The sequence below is a fragment of the Microbacterium sp. NPDC060117 genome (assembly GCF_042729315.1).
Lineage (GTDB): Bacteria > Actinomycetota > Actinomycetes > Actinomycetales > Microbacteriaceae > Microbacterium.
Genome location: NZ_JBHWXR010000003.1, coordinates 840,901 through 858,253, shown reverse-complemented (window position 1 = coordinate 858,253; position 17,353 = coordinate 840,901). Strand labels below are relative to the sequence as shown.

17 protein-coding genes are annotated in these 17,353 nt (G+C 70.8%); 4 read left to right on the top strand and 13 right to left on the bottom strand.

The window, feature by feature from the left end; all coding sequences use genetic code 11:
* Positions 1 to 5 precede the first annotated feature (5 nt).
* The 3 genes from ACFWCK_RS15715 to ACFWCK_RS15705 all read right to left on the bottom strand — a co-directional run bounded on the left by ACFWCK_RS15715 (position 6) and on the right by ACFWCK_RS15705 (position 2,326).
* Positions 6 to 356 (bottom strand): cupin domain-containing protein, encoded by a 351-nt coding sequence (locus tag ACFWCK_RS15715; protein WP_378806725.1) that lies wholly within the window; start codon positions 354 to 356, stop codon positions 6 to 8.
* Positions 353 to 1,747 (bottom strand): NAD(P)/FAD-dependent oxidoreductase, encoded by a 1,395-nt coding sequence (locus ACFWCK_RS15710; RefSeq protein WP_378806724.1) that lies wholly within the window; start codon positions 1,745 to 1,747, stop codon positions 353 to 355. Before ACFWCK_RS15710 ends, ACFWCK_RS15715 begins: the two co-directional genes overlap by 4 nt.
* 111 nt (positions 1,748 to 1,858) lie before the next feature.
* The gene (locus tag ACFWCK_RS15705; protein WP_045271571.1) at positions 1,859 to 2,326 is read right to left on the bottom strand and encodes an Lrp/AsnC family transcriptional regulator; all 468 of its coding nucleotides are present in this window, start codon (positions 2,324 to 2,326) and stop codon (positions 1,859 to 1,861) included.
* A gap of 99 nt (positions 2,327 to 2,425) precedes the next feature.
* On the opposite strand from ACFWCK_RS15705, the gene ACFWCK_RS15700 reads away from it, so the two are divergent.
* Entirely contained in the window at positions 2,426 to 3,874 is a 1,449-nt protein-coding gene (locus tag ACFWCK_RS15700) for an aminobutyraldehyde dehydrogenase (RefSeq protein ID WP_378806723.1), read from the top strand.
* A gap of 157 nt (positions 3,875 to 4,031) precedes the next feature.
* Positions 4,032 to 4,811, top strand: a complete 780-nt coding sequence (locus ACFWCK_RS15695) for an alpha/beta hydrolase (protein ID WP_378806721.1) — start codon at positions 4,032 to 4,034, stop codon at positions 4,809 to 4,811.
* 128 nt (positions 4,812 to 4,939) lie between these two features.
* Here the strand turns inward: ACFWCK_RS15695 and ACFWCK_RS15690 are convergent, their stop codons facing one another.
* From ACFWCK_RS15690 to ACFWCK_RS15650, 9 genes are all read right to left on the bottom strand, one after another.
* A complete protein-coding gene (locus tag ACFWCK_RS15690) occupies positions 4,940 to 5,857 on the bottom strand; it encodes an ABC transporter substrate-binding protein (protein WP_233311723.1) in 918 nt (305 codons plus the stop codon).
* Between the two features lie 35 nt (positions 5,858 to 5,892).
* The gene (locus ACFWCK_RS15685) at positions 5,893 to 6,624 is read right to left on the bottom strand and encodes an ABC transporter permease (protein WP_233311724.1); all 732 of its coding nucleotides are present in this window, start codon (positions 6,622 to 6,624) and stop codon (positions 5,893 to 5,895) included.
* A complete protein-coding gene (locus tag ACFWCK_RS15680) occupies positions 6,621 to 7,307 on the bottom strand; it encodes an ABC transporter permease (protein WP_378806720.1) in 687 nt (228 codons plus the stop codon). Before ACFWCK_RS15680 ends, ACFWCK_RS15685 begins: the two co-directional genes overlap by 4 nt.
* A 1-nt stretch (position 7,308) precedes the next feature.
* Entirely contained in the window at positions 7,309 to 8,196 is an 888-nt protein-coding gene (locus ACFWCK_RS15675) for an ABC transporter ATP-binding protein (RefSeq protein WP_378806719.1), read from the bottom strand.
* A gap of 14 nt (positions 8,197 to 8,210) precedes the next feature.
* A complete protein-coding gene (locus ACFWCK_RS15670; RefSeq protein WP_378806718.1) occupies positions 8,211 to 8,543 on the bottom strand; it encodes a DUF427 domain-containing protein in 333 nt (110 codons plus the stop codon).
* Between the two features lie 230 nt (positions 8,544 to 8,773).
* Positions 8,774 to 10,192 carry a dihydrolipoyl dehydrogenase family protein gene (locus ACFWCK_RS15665; RefSeq protein ID WP_378806717.1) on the bottom strand — a complete coding sequence of 473 codons (1,419 nt, stop codon included), beginning with the start codon at positions 10,190 to 10,192 and terminating at the stop codon, positions 8,774 to 8,776.
* Positions 10,193 to 10,294: 102 nt separating this feature from the next.
* Positions 10,295 to 10,915, bottom strand: coding sequence for a hypothetical protein (locus ACFWCK_RS15660; protein ID WP_378806716.1), 621 nt, complete (start codon positions 10,913 to 10,915; stop codon positions 10,295 to 10,297).
* Between the two features lie 22 nt (positions 10,916 to 10,937).
* Positions 10,938 to 12,158, bottom strand: a complete 1,221-nt coding sequence (locus ACFWCK_RS15655; RefSeq protein WP_378806715.1) for a lactonase family protein — start codon at positions 12,156 to 12,158, stop codon at positions 10,938 to 10,940.
* Between the two features lie 120 nt (positions 12,159 to 12,278).
* On the bottom strand, positions 12,279 to 13,565 hold the full coding sequence (locus ACFWCK_RS15650) for an adenylosuccinate synthase (protein ID WP_378806714.1): 1,287 nt from the start codon (positions 13,563 to 13,565) through the stop codon (positions 12,279 to 12,281).
* A 261-nt stretch (positions 13,566 to 13,826) separates the two neighbouring features.
* Here ACFWCK_RS15650 and ACFWCK_RS15645 point away from each other — a divergent pair, with 261 nt between their 5' ends.
* Positions 13,827 to 14,753, top strand: coding sequence for a hypothetical protein (locus ACFWCK_RS15645; protein ID WP_378806713.1), 927 nt, complete (start codon positions 13,827 to 13,829; stop codon positions 14,751 to 14,753).
* A gap of 128 nt (positions 14,754 to 14,881) precedes the next feature.
* Positions 14,882 to 15,871 carry a DMT family transporter gene (locus ACFWCK_RS15640; protein ID WP_378806712.1) on the top strand — a complete coding sequence of 330 codons (990 nt, stop codon included), beginning with the start codon at positions 14,882 to 14,884 and terminating at the stop codon, positions 15,869 to 15,871.
* Positions 15,872 to 15,928: 57 nt separating this feature from the next.
* On the opposite strand, the gene ACFWCK_RS15635 is transcribed toward ACFWCK_RS15640, so the two are convergent.
* Positions 15,929 to 17,353: a mechanosensitive ion channel domain-containing protein gene (locus ACFWCK_RS15635; RefSeq protein WP_233311734.1), complete on the bottom strand. Its 1,425-nt coding sequence runs from the start codon at positions 17,351 to 17,353 to the stop codon at positions 15,929 to 15,931.

Below are 17,353 nucleotides of genomic sequence, written 5' to 3'. Positions count from 1 at the left end.
TGGGTTCAGGCGATGTAGACCTTGCGCAGCGTCTCGGTGACGATCCAGGTCGTGCGCATGCCCTCGGCGAGGCGGACGACGGATCCGGGGCCGACCTCGAGATCCGGGAGCGACGGGTCCTCGAACACGATCGTCGCCCGGCCCGTGAGCACGACGAAGAGCTCGTCGACCTCGGTGTCGCATGCGGTGCCGGGCGTCATCTCCCAGATGCCGATCTCGCGGTCGCCGGTGTCGTCCAGCACGGCGATCGCGGTGGTGGGCGAGCCCGACACGACCTCGTCCGTCGGCAGGGGAGTGTGCGCGAGCGCGAGGTCGGCGTCGCTTACCGCACAACCCGCCGCGGGCAGCGCGGTCACGAGTCGAACCCCATGCCGACGGCGTCGAGCGTCTTCAGGAACAGGTTGCGCCTGCCCTGGTTGTGGTCGGCCTGGTTCATCGCGGCACGCACGAGGTTCACGCCGATCGAGGCCGCCGGCTCCGGCGGGAACGGGATCGGCTTCTCCCGCACCATCTTCAGGCGAGTGCGCTCGGTGTCGAGCCCGGCGAGCTGGTCGAGCATCACATCGGCCGCGAAGCGCGTCGCACCGACCCCCAGCCCGGTGAACCCGGTCGCGTAAGCGACGCGGCCGCCACGGGCAGTGCCGAAGAACGCGCAGAACCGACTGCACGAGTCGATCGCGCCGGCCCAGCGGTGCGTGAAACGGAGCCCCTCGAGCTGCGGGAACGTGGTGAAGAAGTGCGAGGCCAGCCTGCGGAAGCTCTCCGGCCGCTCCTCGTACTCCTCACGCACCTTGCCGCCGAAGTGGTAGACGGCGTCGTAGCCGCCGAACAGGATCCGGTTGTCGGCGCTCAGACGGTAGTAGTGGAACTGGTTCGCGCTGTCGGCGAGGCCCTGGCGGTTCTTCCAGCCGATCGCGTCGTACTGCTCGGCGGTCAGCGGCTCGGTCATGAGCGCGTAGTCGTAGACGGGCACCGTCATCAGCCTGTTGCGCTTGAGCAGCGACGGGAACACGTTCGTGGCGAGAGCGACCTGGTCGGCGATGACGGATCCCGTCTCGGCGGCGACCGTCTGCGCGCCTCTGCCGCTGAGACCGGTGACGCGGGTGCGCTCGAAGATCTGCACGCCGAGCTCGGTGGCCACACGGGCGAGCTCGAAGGCGAGCTTCGCCGGGTGCACCATCGCGCAGCCGCGGCGATCCCAGGAGCCGGCGAGGTAGGTGGGTGAGGCGACCTCCGCCTGCACGGCCGCCCGATCGAGGAAGTCGTCGCCCTCCATCCACTCGACCTGGTGTGGTTCGACGGCCACGGCCATCTGACCCGTGCGCTCCCAGTCGACGTCCATGCCGTAGCGCTCGACCGCCTCCTGGATGCCGTCGAGGTTCTCCAGCCCGAGGCGCTCGAGCTGTTCCATCTCGTCGGGCCAGCGGTTCAGCCCGTTCTCCTCGCCGTGCGTGAGGCTCGCCTCGCAGAACCCTCCGTTGCGACCGGACGCGGCCCAGCCCACCCTGTTCGCCTCGAGCAGGACGACCGTGCGCTGCGGGTCGCGCTCCTTGGCGCGGATCGCCGTCCACAGGCCGGCGTAGCCGCCGCCGACGATCGCCAGGTCGGCGCGGACCTCGCCCGTGAGCTGCGGGTACGCGGCGCGCTCCACGTCGTCGAGCCAGAACGCGCCGTGCGCGGTGTTCTCGAGTGAGCGCTCGATGACCGACGCGCTCGGCTGCCGTCGTTCGAAGACGGTCGTTCCCATGAGTGATTCCTTGTCCGGGAGGTGGTGTGGGCGGGGTTCTTCCGCAGGGCGCGACAGGGCGCCCCGGTGCCGCGATGCGGCCGGGTTCAGGTGAGCGACGGGTTCAGCGGATCAGCGCGTGCCCCAGTTGTAGAGGTCCTTGTGGAGCCCCGCGTAGAGGAAGCACTCGGTGTGCGAGACGCCCTCGATGGTGCGGATACGGGTCGCGATCAGCTCGAGCAGATCCTCGTCGCTCTCGCAGATCGCCTCCGCGAGGATGTCGAAGGATCCGAGCGTCACATTGACATATGCGATCTCGGGAATATTCGCGATCGCCTCGGCGGCGACCCGCGGATCCCCGTCGACGCGGATGCCCAGCATCGCCATACGGGAGAATCCGAGTTGACGAGGATCGGTCACCGCCACGATCTGCACCACGCCGCTGTCGGTGAGGCGCTGCACGCGCTGGCGGACGGCGGCCTCGCTGAGACCCACGGCACGGCCGATCTCGGCGTACGGCCGACGACCGTCCTCTTGCAGCAGTTCGATGATCCGCTTCGAGACGTCGTCGAGAACCGGCACCTTCGGCTTGTCGCTCATGTGACGATCTTGACATCCTCAGCAGGCCTCTGCAACTGATTTCGCAGAATCTGATCCTGATTTCTTCCGATTTCGTCGATTCTCTCCTATCCTTTCAGCATGCGGAGCACCCTGTCTGAATCAGCACTGTTGCAGAACTTCATCGGCGGCCGTTCGGTCGCCGCGCACGGCGAGGGCCGCATGGACCTCATCGACCCCGTCACCGAGCAGGTCTACGGCCAGGCGCCGATCTCGGACCAGAGCGACGTCGACGCCGCGTACGCCGCCGCATCGGCCGCCTTCCCGCTCTGGCGCGACGCCACCCCGGCCGCACGCCAGCTCGCGCTGTTCCGGATCGCGGATGCGATGGCGGCCCGCGCGGAGGAGTTCGCCGACCTGGAGTCCCAGGACACCGGCAAGCCCCGCGCCAATCTCGTGGCCGACGAGATCGACCAGTCGGTCGACCAGCTGCGCTTCTTCGCGGGCGCCGCACGCAGCCTCGAAGGGCGCGCCGCCGCCGAGTACATGGCGGGGCACACCTCCTATGTGCGACGTGAGCCGATCGGCGTGATCGGACAGGTCACCCCGTGGAACTACCCGCTGAACATGGCCGTGTGGAAGATCGCGCCGGCTCTGGCCGCGGGCAACACCGTGGTGCTGAAGCCCGCGGAGTCCACGCCGCTCACGACGCTGCTTCTCGCCGAGATCGTCGCCGAGCACACCCCGGCGGGCACGCTCAACGTCGTGCTGGGCGATCGCAGCACCGGTGCCGCCCTCGTCGCCCACAAGACGCCGCAGATGGTCGCCATCACCGGATCCGTCCGTGCCGGCATGGCGGTCGCGGAGTCGGCCGCGGCCGATGTGAAGCGCGTGCACCTCGAACTCGGCGGCAAGGCGCCGGCCATCGTGTTCCCGGACGCATCGATCGCCAAGGCCGCGGAGGGCATCGTCACCGGTGCGTTCTTCAACGCCGGCCAGGACTGCACCGCGGCCACCCGGGTGATCGTGCACGCCTCGGTGCACGACGAGCTGGTGAAGGCGCTCGTGGAGCGCGTGCGCACGCACGCCCGCACCGGCGCCCCGCACGAGGAGGGCGTGTTCTTCGGTCCGCTCTCGAGCGCGGCGCAGCTCGCGCAGGTGCAGGGCTTCGTGGACCGTCTGCCCGCGCACGCGAAGATCGAGACCGGCGGCACGCGGCAGGGCGATGTCGGCTACTTCTTCGAGCCGACGATCGTCTCGGGCATGCGCCAGGACGACGAAGCCGTGCAGAGCGAGATCTTCGGGCCGGTGCTGACCGTGCAGTCCTTCGAGGACGATGACGAGGCGCTGGGGTACGCGAACGACGTCCCCTACGCACTCGCCGCTTCGGTGTGGACCACCGATCACACCCGGTCGCTGCGCTTCTCCCGCGACCTCGACTTCGGCTGCGTCTGGATCAACACGCACATCCCGTTCGTGTCGGACATGCCGCACGGCGGCTTCAAGCACTCGGGCTACGGCAAGGACCTGTCGCAGTACGGCTTCGACGACTACACGCGCATCAAGCACGTGATGAGCGCCCTCGACTGACGTCGGAGGAGGTGCTACTGTCGCCTACGCCGTGCGGGCACGAGAACAGGAGGTGATACCCATGAACGAATCGACGTGGGTGCTCCTCCTCGGGGACACGGTCGGGCGATAGGTCGTCCGGGAGCGCCGTACATGCGCACTCCCGAAAGGCACGACCATGAACATCACCCCTGAACTGACCTTCACCGCCGAGAGGCGGCTCTCCTCCGAGCACCATCGCGACAGCCTCATCGAGCGCGACTTCACCCTCGACGGGATCGACGGCGTCCTCTGGCTGCCCGGATCCGCCTCCGCGGAGCATCCCGTCCCGCTGATCCTGCTCGGTCATCCGAGCGGGCCGGGGCTCGCCCGGATGCGCCCGCGCCTGGAGGGGCGGGCGCGCTCATCCGCCGAGCTCGGTTTCGCCTCGGTCACTCTCGAGATGCCCGGCAATGGCACGCGTCCGGCCCTGCCCGAGCTCGAGAGCGCCCGCGCAGACCTGATGCGAGCGCTCGACGCCGGTCGACGACCGAACGAGGACGTCATCGACCAGCTGGTGCTCCCGCTGGTCGAGCGGACGGTGCCCGAATGGCAGGCGGCGCTGGACGCGGTGCTCGCGCTTCCCGAAATCGGCGGCCCCGTCGCCTACTCGGGCGGCGTGCTCGCGGTCGGCATCCGGCTCGCCCTGAGGGAGCCGCGCGTCGTCGCCGCCGGCCTGTTCGCCGGCAGCTATGTTCCGCTGAGCATCCTGGCCGAGGCCCGGGGGGTCACCATCCCCCTGCACGTGCTGCTGCAGTGGGACGACGAGGGCAACGACCGGCAGCGATCGCTCGAGGTGTTCGACGCGTTCGGATCCGCCGAGAAGACCCTGCAGGCCAACCTCGGCGGGCACACGGGCGTTCCGGCATGGGCCGGAGAGGATGCCGCGCGCTTCTTCGCGCGACATCTCACGCGGTAGACACCCACGGGGTCGTTGAGCGAGGACGCCGGAGGCGACCGAGACGAAACGCGGTGCCCCGCAAGGGCGCCGCGTTTCGTCTCGGTCCTGCTGTGCTCGCTCAACGACCCGTGTGGGCCTTGCGGGCGTCAGCTCAGGCCCTGCTCCTTCAGCCAGGCCTTGGCGATGTCGGTCGCCTGCTTCTTGTCCGCCGTGCTCTGCACGTTGAGCTTGACGAGCTCCTCGGTGCTGAGCTTGGCGCTGACGGCGTTGATCGTCTTCGAGACCTTGTCGGCGACGTTCGCGCTCACGATCGGCACGATGTTGGACGGAAGGATGAGGTTCTTCGGGTCCTTCAGCGCGACCAGGTCGCCCTTGGCGAACGCCGGGTCGGCCGAGTAGATGTCGGCCACCTGCACGGTGCCCGCCTGCAGCGCCTCGAGCGTGGTCTGACCCGTGGCCGAGAACGCCAGGTCGACACCGTAGAGGGTCTTCGCGGCCGCGGGACCGTAGGGGCGCTTCTCGAACTCGGGGGCGCCGCCGACCGTGACCGGGGCGGGCATCTTGGAGAGGTCGGCGATCGAGGACAGGCCGTACTTGTCGGCGTTGGCCTTGGTCACGGTGTAGGTGTCCTGGTCCGCGGCCTTGGCGTAGTCGAGCACGGCGAGGCCAGACGGCAGAGCCTTCTTCAACGCGGCGTACACGTCGTCGGGGCTGTTCGTGTCGGCCTTGCCGCCCAGGTACTCCAGCAGGTTGCCGGTGTACTCTGGGAACAGGTTGATCGCGCCGGACTTGACGTCGGGCATGTAGGCGTCGCGCTGGCCGATGTTGAACTTGCGGTCGACCTTCACGCCGTCCTTCTCGAGGGCCTGCGCGTAGATCTCGGCGATGATCTCGTTCGAGTAGTAGGCCTGGGATCCGATCACGACTGTGTCGGAGGAGCCGGATCCGCTGGTCTCGGTGGGCTTGTCGAGCGGGTTGCTGGATCCGCAGGCGCTGAGTGCGAGCGCGATGGCGACCGCGGACGTCGCTGCAGCGGCGATGCGGGTGATGCGAGCGGTGAACATGGTGTGCCTCTCTTCGGTGGGGGAGTCGGTGCAGGTCAGGAGCGTGCCGCGCGCAGGGCGCCGCGCGTGCGGGAACGGGGTTCGTCGGCGCGTGCGCCGGTCGCGCGCACCCCGGCGGGCACCGCGGCGCGCTGGGCGATCGCGAACAGGAGGTCGGCGATGAGCGCGAGCGCGGCGACGAGAAGCGCCCCGGCGAGGACCTCGTCGAAGCGGCCCAGCGGGATCCCCTGGATGATCGGATAGCCGAAGCCGCCGAGATTCACGTAGCCGGCGATGGTGACCGTCGCGATCACCTGCAGCGTCGCGGCACGCAGTCCGCCGATGAGCAGCGGCAGACCCAGGGGGAACTCGACCTTCCAGAACACCTGCCAGGGCGTCATGCCCATGGCCTTGGCTGCATCGATCACGCGCGGGTCGATCGCCTCGATGCCGGTGTACGCGCCGGCCAGCAGCGACGGGATCGCGAGCAGGACGAACGTGACGAGCGCGGCGGCGGGCACCTGCAGGACTCCGAACAGCAGCACGAGCAGGATCAGCAGACCGAAGGACGGGATCGCACGCGCGGCGCCCGAGATCGCGACGGCGACCTCGCGTCCGCGGCCGGTGTGCCCGATGAGCCAGCCCGCCGGCACGGCGATGGCCGCGGCGACCAGCACCGAGACGAGCGTGTAGAGCACATGCTGGGTGAACAGGACGGGCAGCGCATAGGAGCCCGTCCACTGCTCGGGATCGAGCAGCCAGCGGATCGCGTCGCCGAAGAGGTTCATGCCGCACCTCCGGTCACGACGGCCGGTCGCGCGCCGTGGCTCCTCGCCCTGGTCGCGCGCTGCCACGGCATGATCACGCGGCCGAGCAGCACCAGCAGCAGGTCGATCACGACGGCGAGGACGACCACGGCGAGCACGCCCGCGAAGACCTCCTCGATGAGCCGGCGGTCCAGCCCGTTCGTGAAGAGGTAGCCGAGGTTCTGCACGCCGACCAGGATGCCGACCGTGGCGAGCGCGATCGTGGAGACTGCGGCGACGCGTACGCCGGCCATGATGACGGGACCCGCGAGCGGCAGCTCGACGGTCCAGAACCGGCGACCGGATCCATAGCCCATCGCGGTGGCCGCCCGGCGGACGTCGGCGTCGACCGAATCGAGACCGTCGGCGACCGCGCGTACCAGGATCGCGATGTTGTAGATGGTGAGGGCAACGACCAGGTTGGTCGGGCTGATCGCGGAGTAGCCGAGCAGCGCCGGCAGCAGGATCAGCAGCGCCAGGGACGGGATCGTGTACAGCAAGCCGGTGAGCACGATCAGCGGACCGCGCACCAGCCGGTAGCGCCAGGCGATCCACCCCAGCGGCACGGACGCGACGACCCCGAGCACGAGAGCGATCATGCTCTGCTGCAGATGCACGGCGGCGAGGCCCAGGATGAGCCCGAGGTTGTCGATGATCCAGGTCATGTCAGTGGATGGTCCCTGCGTCGATGTCGACGTCATCCGCCGCCCGCGGCGGATGAGCGTCCAGCAGTGAGGCCGGCGACTGCACCAGCGTCCCCTGCGCGCGCCCGTCGGCGTCGACGATCAGGGTGCCCTGCGGCGTCTGCTTGAGGTGCAGGGCCCGCCGTCCGCGGTCCGCGCCGATGAACGCCGCCACGAAGTCGTCGGCGGGGGCGGCGAGGATCTCCTCCGGAGTGCCCTGCTGGACGATCCGCGCGGCCTTGTCGAGGATGACGATGCGGTCGCCGAGCAGGAGCGCCTCGTCGATGTCGTGGGTGACGAACACCACGGTCTTTCCGAGTTCGCGCTGCAGTCGGAGCAGCTCCTGCTGCAGTTCGGTGCGAACGATCGGATCCACCGCCCCGAAGGGCTCGTCCATGAGCAGGATGTTCGGATCCGCCGCCAGCCCGCGCGCGACGCCGACGCGCTGCTGCTGCCCTCCGGAGAGCTGGCTGGGATAGCGGTCGGCGAGTGCCTGATCGAGACCGACCGTGTCGAGCAGCTCCCGCGCGCGGGCGTGCGCCTCACGCCGGGAGACGCCGTTCAGGCGCAGCACCGTGGCGACGTTGTCGATCACGGTGAAGTGCGGCATCAGCCCGGAGTTCTGCATGACGTAGCCGATGCGGCGGCGCAGGGCGACCGGATCCCCGTCGAGGACGCTCTCGCCATCGATCTCGACGGCGCCGGACGTGGGCTCGACCATGCGGTTGATCATGCGCAGCAGCGTGGTCTTGCCGGATCCGGACGATCCGACCAGCACGGTGGTCTGCCGGGCCGGGATGACCAGGCTGAAGTCGTCGACGGCGCAGGTGCCGTCGGGGAACGTCTTCGTGACGGAACGGAACTCGATCATCGGCTCAGCGCCCCTCAGGGGAGCGCCCCCTCCTCGGGCACATCGCCCTCACGGATGGTCACGGTGCGGTCGAACGCGACGTAGCCGGAGAAGTCGACCCCGACCCGCTCGATCGCGGTGGGATAGGGGTGCGGGTACGCCCAGGCCAGATCCTTGTGGACCTGCTCGTCCACCCGGAGCGAGTAGTACTGGCACTCGCCCTTCCACACGCACGTGTAGGGCGTCGGGCTCTCCTGCAGCACGCCCTCGGTGACCGAGGTCGGCGGGAAGTACCGGTTGCCCTCGATGACCACCACGTCGGCGTCATCGGCGTTCGCGATGATCCGTCCGTCAAAAACTGCTTGCATGCTCGTCCGTCCTGTTCAGATCGATGAGACACGTGCTTCCGCGTGCGCTGCGGCGCCCTTCCGACAGTAGGCGATGCCTCCGACATCGGAAACAGTGGGCTCGCCGTCCGGATTCCCCTTTCGAGCGGACGGCCCCTGTTTCAGAGCGCGCAAATGGCTGGATCCGGGGCCGGAATGGAACCATTTGCGCGCTCTGAAACCAGAAAGGGCGACCCGGGGCAGGGCAGCATTCAGGCCGACTGCCGGCCGTAGGCCTCCAGGAGGCGCAGCCACACCTCGCTCATGGTCGGATACGACGGCACCGCGTGCCAGAGCCGGGCGAGCGGGACCTCGCCGACGACCGCGATCGTGGCGGCGTGGATGAGCTCCGCGACATCGGATCCGACCAGGGTCACGCCGAGCAGCACCTGCCGCTCCTCATCCACGACCATGTGCGCGCGACCCCGGTAGCCGTCGGCGTGCAGCGAGGCGCCGGCGACCGAGGAGAACTCGACCTCGACCTCGCGGACGCGATGGCCGGCCTCGCGCGCAGCTGCCGCGGTGACCCCCACGGCCGCCACCTCGGGCTCACCGAAGACCACCTGCGGCACGGCGGCGTGGTCGGCCGTCGCGACGTGCCGTCCCCAGCGGTCGTCGTCGACGGGCTCGCCCTTCGCGCGCGCCGCGATCACGTCGCCCGCGGCGCGCGCCTGGTACTTGCCCTGATGGGTGAGCAGCACCCGGCCGTTCACGTCGCCGACGGCGTAGAGCCAGTCCACGCCGGGCACCCGCAGGGTGTCGTCGGTGCGGATCGAGCGCCCCGCAGCGAGGCCCACCGTCTCCAGACCGATGTCGCCGCTGCGGGGCGTGCGACCGGTGGCGACGAGGATCTCCGCGGCGCGCACGTCGCCGCCGTCCGTGCTCACCGTGACCCCGTCGGCATCGCGGGAGACGCTCTTCGTGGCGACGCCCGTGCGCACGTCGACGCCGAGCGCGCGCAGACCCTCGGCGACGAGCTCGCCGGCGAACGGCTCGACGGATCCGAGCAGTCCGCTCCGGGCGAGCACGGTGACCTCCGCGCCGAGCGAGGCGTAGGCGGTGGCCATCTCGACGGCGACCACACCGCCGCCGATCACCACGAGCGAGGCGGGGATCTCCTCGGCGCTCGTGGCCTCGCGGCTGGTCCACGGGTTCGCCTCATGCAAGCCGGGGATCGGCGGGATCGCGGCGTCGGATCCGGTGCTGATCACGACCGCGTGCCGGGCGGTGAGGGTGCGCACGCTGCCGTCCGGTGTGGTCACGGCGACCCGCCGCTCGCCGCTCAGGCGCCCGTGCCCGCGGAGGAGGTCGATCCCGGCGGAGTCGAGCCAGGCGACCTGACCGTCGTCCTGCCAATGGCTCGTGAACGAGTCCCGCCGGTCGAGCACCGCGCGCACGTCGAGGGCGCCGGTGACCGCCTCGGCCGCGCCGCCGACGTGCTGGGCCGTGCGCAGCGCCTGCGGCGAGCGCAGCAGCGCCTTCGACGGCATGCACGCCCAGTACGAGCATTCACCGCCGACCAGCTCGCTCTCCACGATCACGGCGGTGAGCCCGCCCTGCACGGCGCGGTCGGCCACGTTCTCTCCGACCGGGCCGCCGCCCAGCACGATCAGGTCGTATTCGTCGGTCATGGGTTCCGCCTCTCGATCCGGGAGTCATCGCGGTCCAGCGCTGCACGCGACCTCATCCACCCTCCCAGAACAGGACGCGTGCGGTCGGGATTCCTGAGGAGGTCAGACCGGATCCACAGGGGAGGAGGACGTGATGACCGACGGATCCAGAACCTCGACGACCAGCGGATCCTCGGCCTCCGCGTCGCGGATCCGCCACATCCGCACACCCGCGCCCACCCCGGGCACCTGGGTCTGCAGGAGCATCCGGGTGCGGGCGGTGGGGCGCTCCCACGCCGCGGACGACCGGCCCGCGGGGGTGTCGACGGTGAGCTCGAAACGGTCGACGCCGCCGTCCTCGATCGTCGAGACCGTGCGCGCGACGACCGTGCCGTCGAGCCGCTCGACGGCACCGGCCGCCGCACGCCAGCGTGCGAGGGCGCGCGCCCTCGACGCGCTGTGAGCCAGCGCACCGATGTAGACGAGCCAGAGCACGACCACGACCGCCGCGATGAACGCGGTGAAGAGCACGGAGAACCAGACCCCCGGGGTCGGCATGGTCCAGAGCGGGATGATGCTCCCCGCGCCGACGACGGTGGCGAGCAGGAGCAGGATCACGAACACGACCCTGGCGCCCGCCCGCATCGCGCCCCGGAGCGGAAGTTCAGCCGGCGGAACCGGATCCGGCCAGCGCTCGAGCAGCACCACGACCTGGCCGACGGACGCCGAGGGCGAAGGGGTCATAGCGCGAGTCTAGGGCGGGGACTCAGCACGCGAGCAGCAGGTGCGTGGGGGCGGGCGCTGGTGTGCGGTGCCGGACACGACCCGGCGCACCGGTACGGTCATCCAGCTCCAGCACGCTGATCTCATTCGAGCGCTGGCCCGCGACGAGCAGCGCCCCGTCATGCACGAGGTGGTGGCGCGGCCAGTCGACGCCCGTGTCGGCGAGCGCCAGTGGTTCGACGCGCTCACCGGATCCTCGCACGCGGAGTGCGGCGATGGTGTTGCTGCCCCGCACCCCGGCGTAGAGCGTCTCGCCGTCCCGGGAGCGGCTGAGCTCGGCGGGGTAGTCGTGCCCTGGCGTCACGATCGCCGAGACCGGGGTGCCCGCGACCAGCCCCCAGCGCCCCTCACGGTCGGCGGCCAGGGTGAACAGCTCGCAGGAGTACTCGGTGACCACGTGCAGGTGCCCGCTGGGGTGCACCACCATGTGCCGCGGACCGGATCCGCGAGGCAGCACGACCTCATGATCGAGCGCCAGCCCCGATGCCGCTGGGCGCCAGATCCGCACGAGGTCGTAGCCGAGGTCGGTCGTGGCGATCCGCCCGTCGGGCAGGAACACGGCGGCATGCGCGTGCGAGACCCGGGGGTCGCCGTTCGGGTCGAGGCGGTGCGGATCCGACGCGTACGGATCCACCACCGCCTTGGCCTCGCGTGCCGGCCGTTTGGCTGGGGAATCACCGTTCGGCTGAACGGAACCCGGCGTTTCATCCGCCAGACGGCGCATCTCCCGCCATTCGTCCGGATCACCGGAGTCCGTGCCGCCTTCGAGGCCGTCCTCGCCGAACAGAGCCTCCCGCAGCTCGGCGGCCTTGTCGCGAGCGTCGGGCACCAGCCCGCCGTCGGCGTCGAGCCCGATCCGCACCACGCGGCCGTCGCCGTAGCAGCTCGCGACGAGGAACCGGCCGTCGGGGGCGACCGCGAGGTGGCACACGTACTGTCCGGCCGCCACAGGACGGCCGAGCGGGCGCAGCGCGGTCTCGCCCGTCCGCGCGAACGCGGCGACCTCGCCGGATCCCTCGAGCGCCGCGTAGACCACATCGAGGTTCGGGTGCTGTGCGAGCCACGACGGTGACGGGGCGGGCGCCACCGCACCGCGGTAGGCGAGCGTGGTCGGGCCGTGTCCCTCGTCGACGGCGAGCAGGCCGATCCCGTCGGCCGGCCCCTCCATGTCGACGCCGTAGCCGCCGATCCAGAATCGCGTCATCGCATCCTCACTCTCTCGCCGAGTGCACGCCCTGTTGCCGAGTGCACAAGTCGTTCGCGCCGATAGCCCGTGTATTCGGCAGCATCCCGTGCGCTCGGCGCGGGTGCTGCCCCGCAGGCGTCAGTCGACGAGGTCGTGCCGGACGACGACCTGGTCGCGCTCCGGGCCGACGCCGATCACCGAGATGCGGGTGCCGCTCATCTTCTCCAGCGCCAGCACGTAATCCTGGGCGTTCTTCGGCAGCTCCTCGAACGTGCGCGCCGAGGAGATGTCCTCCTGCCAGCCCGGGAAGTACTCCAGGATCGGCTTCGCGTGGTGGAAGTCGCTCTGGTTCACCGGCACGTCGTCGAAGCGCACGCCGTCGACGTCGTAGGCGACGCACACGGGGATCTGGTCGAGCCCGTCGAGGATGTCGAGTTTGGTGAGCACGAGGTCGGTGATGCCGTTGACGCGGGTCGCGTATCGCGTGATGGGCGCGTCGTACCAGCCGACCCGGCGCGGACGCCCGGTGGTGGTGCCGAACTCGAAGCCGCGCGCGCGCAGCCAGTCGCCCTGCTCGTCGAAGAGCTCGGTGGGGAACGGGCCGGATCCGACGCGGGTCGTGTAGGCCTTCACGATGCCGACGATGCGGTCGAGGCGGCGGGGCCCGACACCGGATCCGGTCGCCGCTCCTCCCGCGGTCGCCGAGGAGGACGTCACGAACGGGTAAGTGCCGTGGTCGACGTCGAGCATCGTGGCCTGGCCACCCTCGAACACGACGACCTCGCCGCGCTGCAGTGCGTCGTCGAGCAGGTGGCTCGTGTCGGCGACCATCGGGCGCAGCCGCTCGGCGTAGGAGAGCAGGTCCTCGACGATCTCGTCGCAGGTGATGGCGCGGCGGTTGAAGACCTTCACCAGCAGGTGGTTCTTCTGGTCGAGGGCGCCCTCGACCTTCTGGCGCAGGATGTTCTCGTCGAAGAGGTCCTGCACGCGGATGCCCACGCGGTTGATCTTGTCGGCGTAGGCCGGGCCGATGCCGCGGCCCGTGGTGCCGATCATGCGCTTGCCGAGGAAGCGCTCAGTGACCTTGTCGAGCGTGCGGTGGTACTGGGTGATGATGTGCGCGTTGGCGCTCACCTTCAGGCGCGACGTGTCGATGCCGCGGGATCCGAGGGCCTCGAGCTCGTGGAACAGCACCTCCAGGTCGATCACGACGCCGTTGCCGATCACGGGGGTCACGCCGGGCGAGAGGATGCCGGAGGGCAGCAGGTGCAGGGCGTACTTCTCGTCGCCGACGACGACCGTGTGCCCTGCGTTGTTGCCGCCGTTGAACTTGACGACCCAGTCCGTGCGCTCGCCGAGCAGGTCCGTGGCCTTGCCCTTGCCCTCGTCGCCCCACTGGACGCCGACGATCACGATTCCTGGCATGGGTGAACCCCCTTTGCGGCCGCAGTGACCGCCGTGCTTTTCGCCGGGTTTGCACCGGCTGATGAGCTGGCCCGATCGGGCGGGGCCAGTCTATCGGAGGGCGCCGACCGGCCGCGGGGCGGTGGCGCGCGGCCGGATCCTGCGACGACCGGCACCGCTCGGAGAGGCGCCTGCACGACGACGGGCCGAGGAGAAACCCTGCGGCTGCCGGTAACGTGAAGGGCGCGGGGCCGGCGCAGTGCCCCGACGGAGACCACCACGATGACAGAGCCGACGGACCAGCCCTCCGCGGGCCCGCACGCGTCACCCGCGGCAGCCACGCGTCGTGAGGCGCGCCTGCTCCGCGAGTCGCAGGAGGCGGCGTCGCTGCGCGGACCTCAGCTCGCCGCGCCTCTCGCCGCGCCTCTCGCGCCTGCCGGGGCGACGCTCGCCGACACCCTGGCTCTGCCCGTCGCCGCGCCGATCGAACCGGCCGCGCCAGGGAAGGCCGCGCCCGGGAACGCCGCGCCGCGGCGCCGGGTCGCACTGTGGGTGTCCGGCGCCGCCGTGGTGCTGTGCCTCGGCCTCGGTGCGGCCGGCCTCTGGCTCCCGCGCACGCCGGGCGATGCCGCGGCCGGTGGCCAGGACATCTCCGCACCCGGGGATCCGGATCCGCGCACTCAAGGCGGTTTCGAGGGCGGCGGATCCCCGACGTCCGCCGGACCGACGTCCCCCGCGGCGCCTCCCTCGACGACCCCGCCTCCCGTCGAGACCGTCGTCGCGCCCGCACCCGACGCGCCCGCCCCGGACGGTGACCCCGGGTCGCTCCCGCCGCAGAGCACCCCCGCTCCCGACGCGCCCGGCACCCCGGCGCCCGCACCGGCGCCGGCACCCGCGCCGCCGCAGGTCCCGGCTGCGCCCGCGCCCCTCGCCTTCACGGGGATCACCCCGAATCAGACCGTCGGCCTGCTCGGGATCCGGATCCTGAGCAGCTACACGCTGAGCCTGTCCGGGCAGCCCCGCTCGACCGCGTCCGTGACGTACGGCGGCGCATCGGCCGGATCCGTGACCTTCGACGGATCCGGCCGCGCATCGATCACGGTCGGCGCGGGCGCGCTCGATCTGGGTATCGGGAATCCGATGATCACCGCCGCATATGCGGACGGCACCGCCGGCGAGCCCATCCAGGCGCACCGCAACTCGATCTGACGGGGTGCGGGCGCCGCGCCGCGCCACGACCGCGTGTGATCCTCCGCCCGAGCGCCTGGCGGGATCTCGGCGACCGATGGCGGCCGCCGTGCTCGACCGATGTCGGAGGTCCCTGCGACGATCGAAGGATGACCGAGACCACCCCGGAACGGATGCGTGGCCCCGCACAGGGCGACGGCACGAGCACGCCCGCTCCACGGCGCAACGGAGCCCTCGTCCTGACGGCGGCCGTGGTCACGGTGGTGCTGTGGGCCTCGGCCTTCATCGGCATCCGCGGCGCGGGTCCGCACTTCGACCCTGGCGCCCTCGCCCTGCTGCGCATGGCGGTAGGCACCGTGGCCCTCACCGTCATCGCGCTGAGACGCGGGATCCGCCTGCCGTCACGACGGCACTGGCTGCTCGTCGCCGTGTGGGGCGTGGGCTGGTTCTGCGTCTACAACCTCGCGCTCAACGCCGCGGAGCACACCCTCGACGCCGGCACCGCCGCGATGGTGGTCAACCTGGCGCCGCTCATGGTGGTCGTCTTCAGCGGGCTGTTCCTGCGCGAGGGCTTCCCGAAGCCGCTGCTGATCGGAGCCCCGATCGCCTTCGGCGGCGTGGTCCTCATCGGCCTGAACTCCTCGACCAAGAGCGGGGCCATCGACATCGCCGGCCTTCTGCTCGCGCTGCTCGCCGCGGTCATGTACGCGGGGTGCACGCTGCTGCAGAAGCACCTGCTGAGCGCCGGCGCCGACGCCACCACGCTCACCTGGCTGGGCGCGGCGGCCGGCACCATCACGCTGCTGCCGTGGACGGGCAGCCTCGTCGGCGCGCTGCAGTCCGCACCGCTCGACGCGACCCTGTGGGTGGTCTATCTCGGGATCTTCCCGACCGCGATCGCCTTCACCACCTGGGCCTACGTCCTGCAGCGCAGCACGGCGGGGCAGACGTCCGCGACCACTTACGTGGTGCCGGCGATCGCGATCCTGCTGTCCTGGCTGATCCTCGGCGAGGTGCCGACGCCGCTCATGTTCCTGGGCGGCGCGCTCTGCCTGCTGGGCGTGCTGGTGACGCGACTGCGCCGGCGCCCTGCCGCACCACCGGATCCGCCGACGCCCGCGCCGACCGCACGGGGATGACGACGGCCGCCCCGCGGACAGCGCGGCAGCACGGAGCCGCCCTCGCGAGGATCGGCTTCAGCGCGGACGGATCTCGCCCCGGGCCAAGCCCGCTGCGGCCAGCACCTCGGCCGCAGCCGCCCGCTTGAGGTCGAGCGACTGTCCGATCTCGGCCGCGAGCCGAGGATGTGCGCGGATGAGCTCGTCGATCACCGCGAGGGGGATCCTCATCGCGGTGAGCACCTCGGTCGCGACGATCGTCACGGTCGTGCGCTCCCGGGTGAGCGCGGTCTGTCCGATGAGCTCGCGCGGGCCGCTCTCGGCGACGGTGATGCGCGCCCCGTCCGCCTCATGCAGCATCGCGACGCCGCCTGTCATGACCAGGTGCACCTCGTTCGGCACGATGCCCGCGCGCAGCACGGTCTCGCCGACACCGTAGCGCTGCAGCCGCGCCCCGGCGCGCAGGATCTCCTTGCCGGCCTCGTCCAGACGCAGGATCGGCGCCGCCTCCTCGATCGCGGCGTCGAGCATCGCGGGCTCGGCGATCGGATCCGACGCATCCCCATCGAGGGCGAAGCCGCGGCGGCGCGCGGCGTACCAGAGCCACGACAAGTAGAGCGAGAGGGCGCCCGAGGCCTCGCCGGGGGCGTTGATCGGGATCGACACGGCGTAGCCGGCGGCACCCGTGTACTCCGCCGTGGCCCGCTCGTCGCGCCACCTCATCGGCAGGCCGTCGGCGAGCTGGACGAGGAGGGCCAGCACCTCCTGCGGCGGATCGTCGGTGCTGAACTTCAAGGACGCCGTCGCGTAGTAGGGCCCCGTGGGCTCGCTCATGTTCGTGAACGAGGCGCCGGAGAGCGTCGAGTTCGGCACGATCTGGATCCCGGATCCGGTGTCGATGTGCACGGCGCGCCAGTTGACCTCGACGACACGTCCCTTCACGCCGCCGGTGTCGAGCCAGTCGCCGATCTTGAACGGCTGCTCGAAGAGGAGCAGCAGTCCCGAGACCACGCCGCCCGCCGCGTTCTGCAGCGCCAGCCCGATGACGATCGAGGTGACGCCGAGGGCGGTGAACAACCCCCCGACGTCGGCGTCCCACACCCAGGAGAACAGCATCGCGAGGCCCACGACCACGAGCACGAGCCGCGCGATCTCGACGAAGATCGACGGCACGCGGCGCCGCCACGACCCCTCCTCCGCGTTGGAGAACAGCACCACGTTGAACGCGGAGAGCACGAGCAGGATCAGCAGGAATCCGAAGAGCGTGGCGACCACGCGCACCCAGACGTAGCCGTCGTCCTTCTGCCCGACCGCGAACGCGAGCAACGCGAACAGGGCGCCTGCCGGGATGACCGCGTTCCGCAGCAGCGCGACCGGCTTGGCCAGCGGGTTGCCGCGTCGGCGCAGGGCGCCGAGCAGCTCGGTGAGCCCGACCAGCACCACCGGCACCCCGACCGCGAGCGCGATCAGCCCCCAGGTCCATCCCTGCTGGAAGACGCCCAT

Bases quoted from the DNA above. Each gene is read 5' to 3' on its own strand.
- ACFWCK_RS15710 (WP_378806724.1), bottom strand. From the start codon at position 1,747: ATGGGAACGACCGTCTTCGAACGACGGCAGCCGAGCGCGTCGGTCATC.
- ACFWCK_RS15705 (WP_045271571.1), bottom strand. From the start codon at position 2,326: ATGAGCGACAAGCCGAAGGTGCCGGTTCTCGACGACGTCTCGAAGCGG.
- ACFWCK_RS15700 (WP_378806723.1), top strand. From the start codon at position 2,426: ATGCGGAGCACCCTGTCTGAATCAGCACTGTTGCAGAACTTCATCGGC.
- ACFWCK_RS15695 (WP_378806721.1), top strand. From the start codon at position 4,032: ATGAACATCACCCCTGAACTGACCTTCACCGCCGAGAGGCGGCTCTCC.
- ACFWCK_RS15690 (WP_233311723.1), bottom strand. From the start codon at position 5,857: ATGTTCACCGCTCGCATCACCCGCATCGCCGCTGCAGCGACGTCCGCG.
- ACFWCK_RS15685 (WP_233311724.1), bottom strand. From the start codon at position 6,624: ATGAACCTCTTCGGCGACGCGATCCGCTGGCTGCTCGATCCCGAGCAG.
- ACFWCK_RS15680 (WP_378806720.1), bottom strand. From the start codon at position 7,307: ATGACCTGGATCATCGACAACCTCGGGCTCATCCTGGGCCTCGCCGCC.
- ACFWCK_RS15675 (WP_378806719.1), bottom strand. From the start codon at position 8,196: ATGATCGAGTTCCGTTCCGTCACGAAGACGTTCCCCGACGGCACCTGC.
- ACFWCK_RS15670 (WP_378806718.1), bottom strand. From the start codon at position 8,543: ATGCAAGCAGTTTTTGACGGACGGATCATCGCGAACGCCGATGACGCC.
- ACFWCK_RS15665 (WP_378806717.1), bottom strand. From the start codon at position 10,192: ATGACCGACGAATACGACCTGATCGTGCTGGGCGGCGGCCCGGTCGGA.
- ACFWCK_RS15660 (WP_378806716.1), bottom strand. From the start codon at position 10,915: ATGACCCCTTCGCCCTCGGCGTCCGTCGGCCAGGTCGTGGTGCTGCTC.
- ACFWCK_RS15655 (WP_378806715.1), bottom strand. From the start codon at position 12,158: ATGACGCGATTCTGGATCGGCGGCTACGGCGTCGACATGGAGGGGCCG.
- ACFWCK_RS15650 (WP_378806714.1), bottom strand. From the start codon at position 13,565: ATGCCAGGAATCGTGATCGTCGGCGTCCAGTGGGGCGACGAGGGCAAG.
- ACFWCK_RS15645 (WP_378806713.1), top strand. From the start codon at position 13,827: ATGACAGAGCCGACGGACCAGCCCTCCGCGGGCCCGCACGCGTCACCC.
- ACFWCK_RS15640 (WP_378806712.1), top strand. From the start codon at position 14,882: ATGACCGAGACCACCCCGGAACGGATGCGTGGCCCCGCACAGGGCGAC.
- ACFWCK_RS15635 (WP_233311734.1), bottom strand. From the start codon at position 17,353: ATGGGCGTCTTCCAGCAGGGATGGACCTGGGGGCTGATCGCGCTCGCG.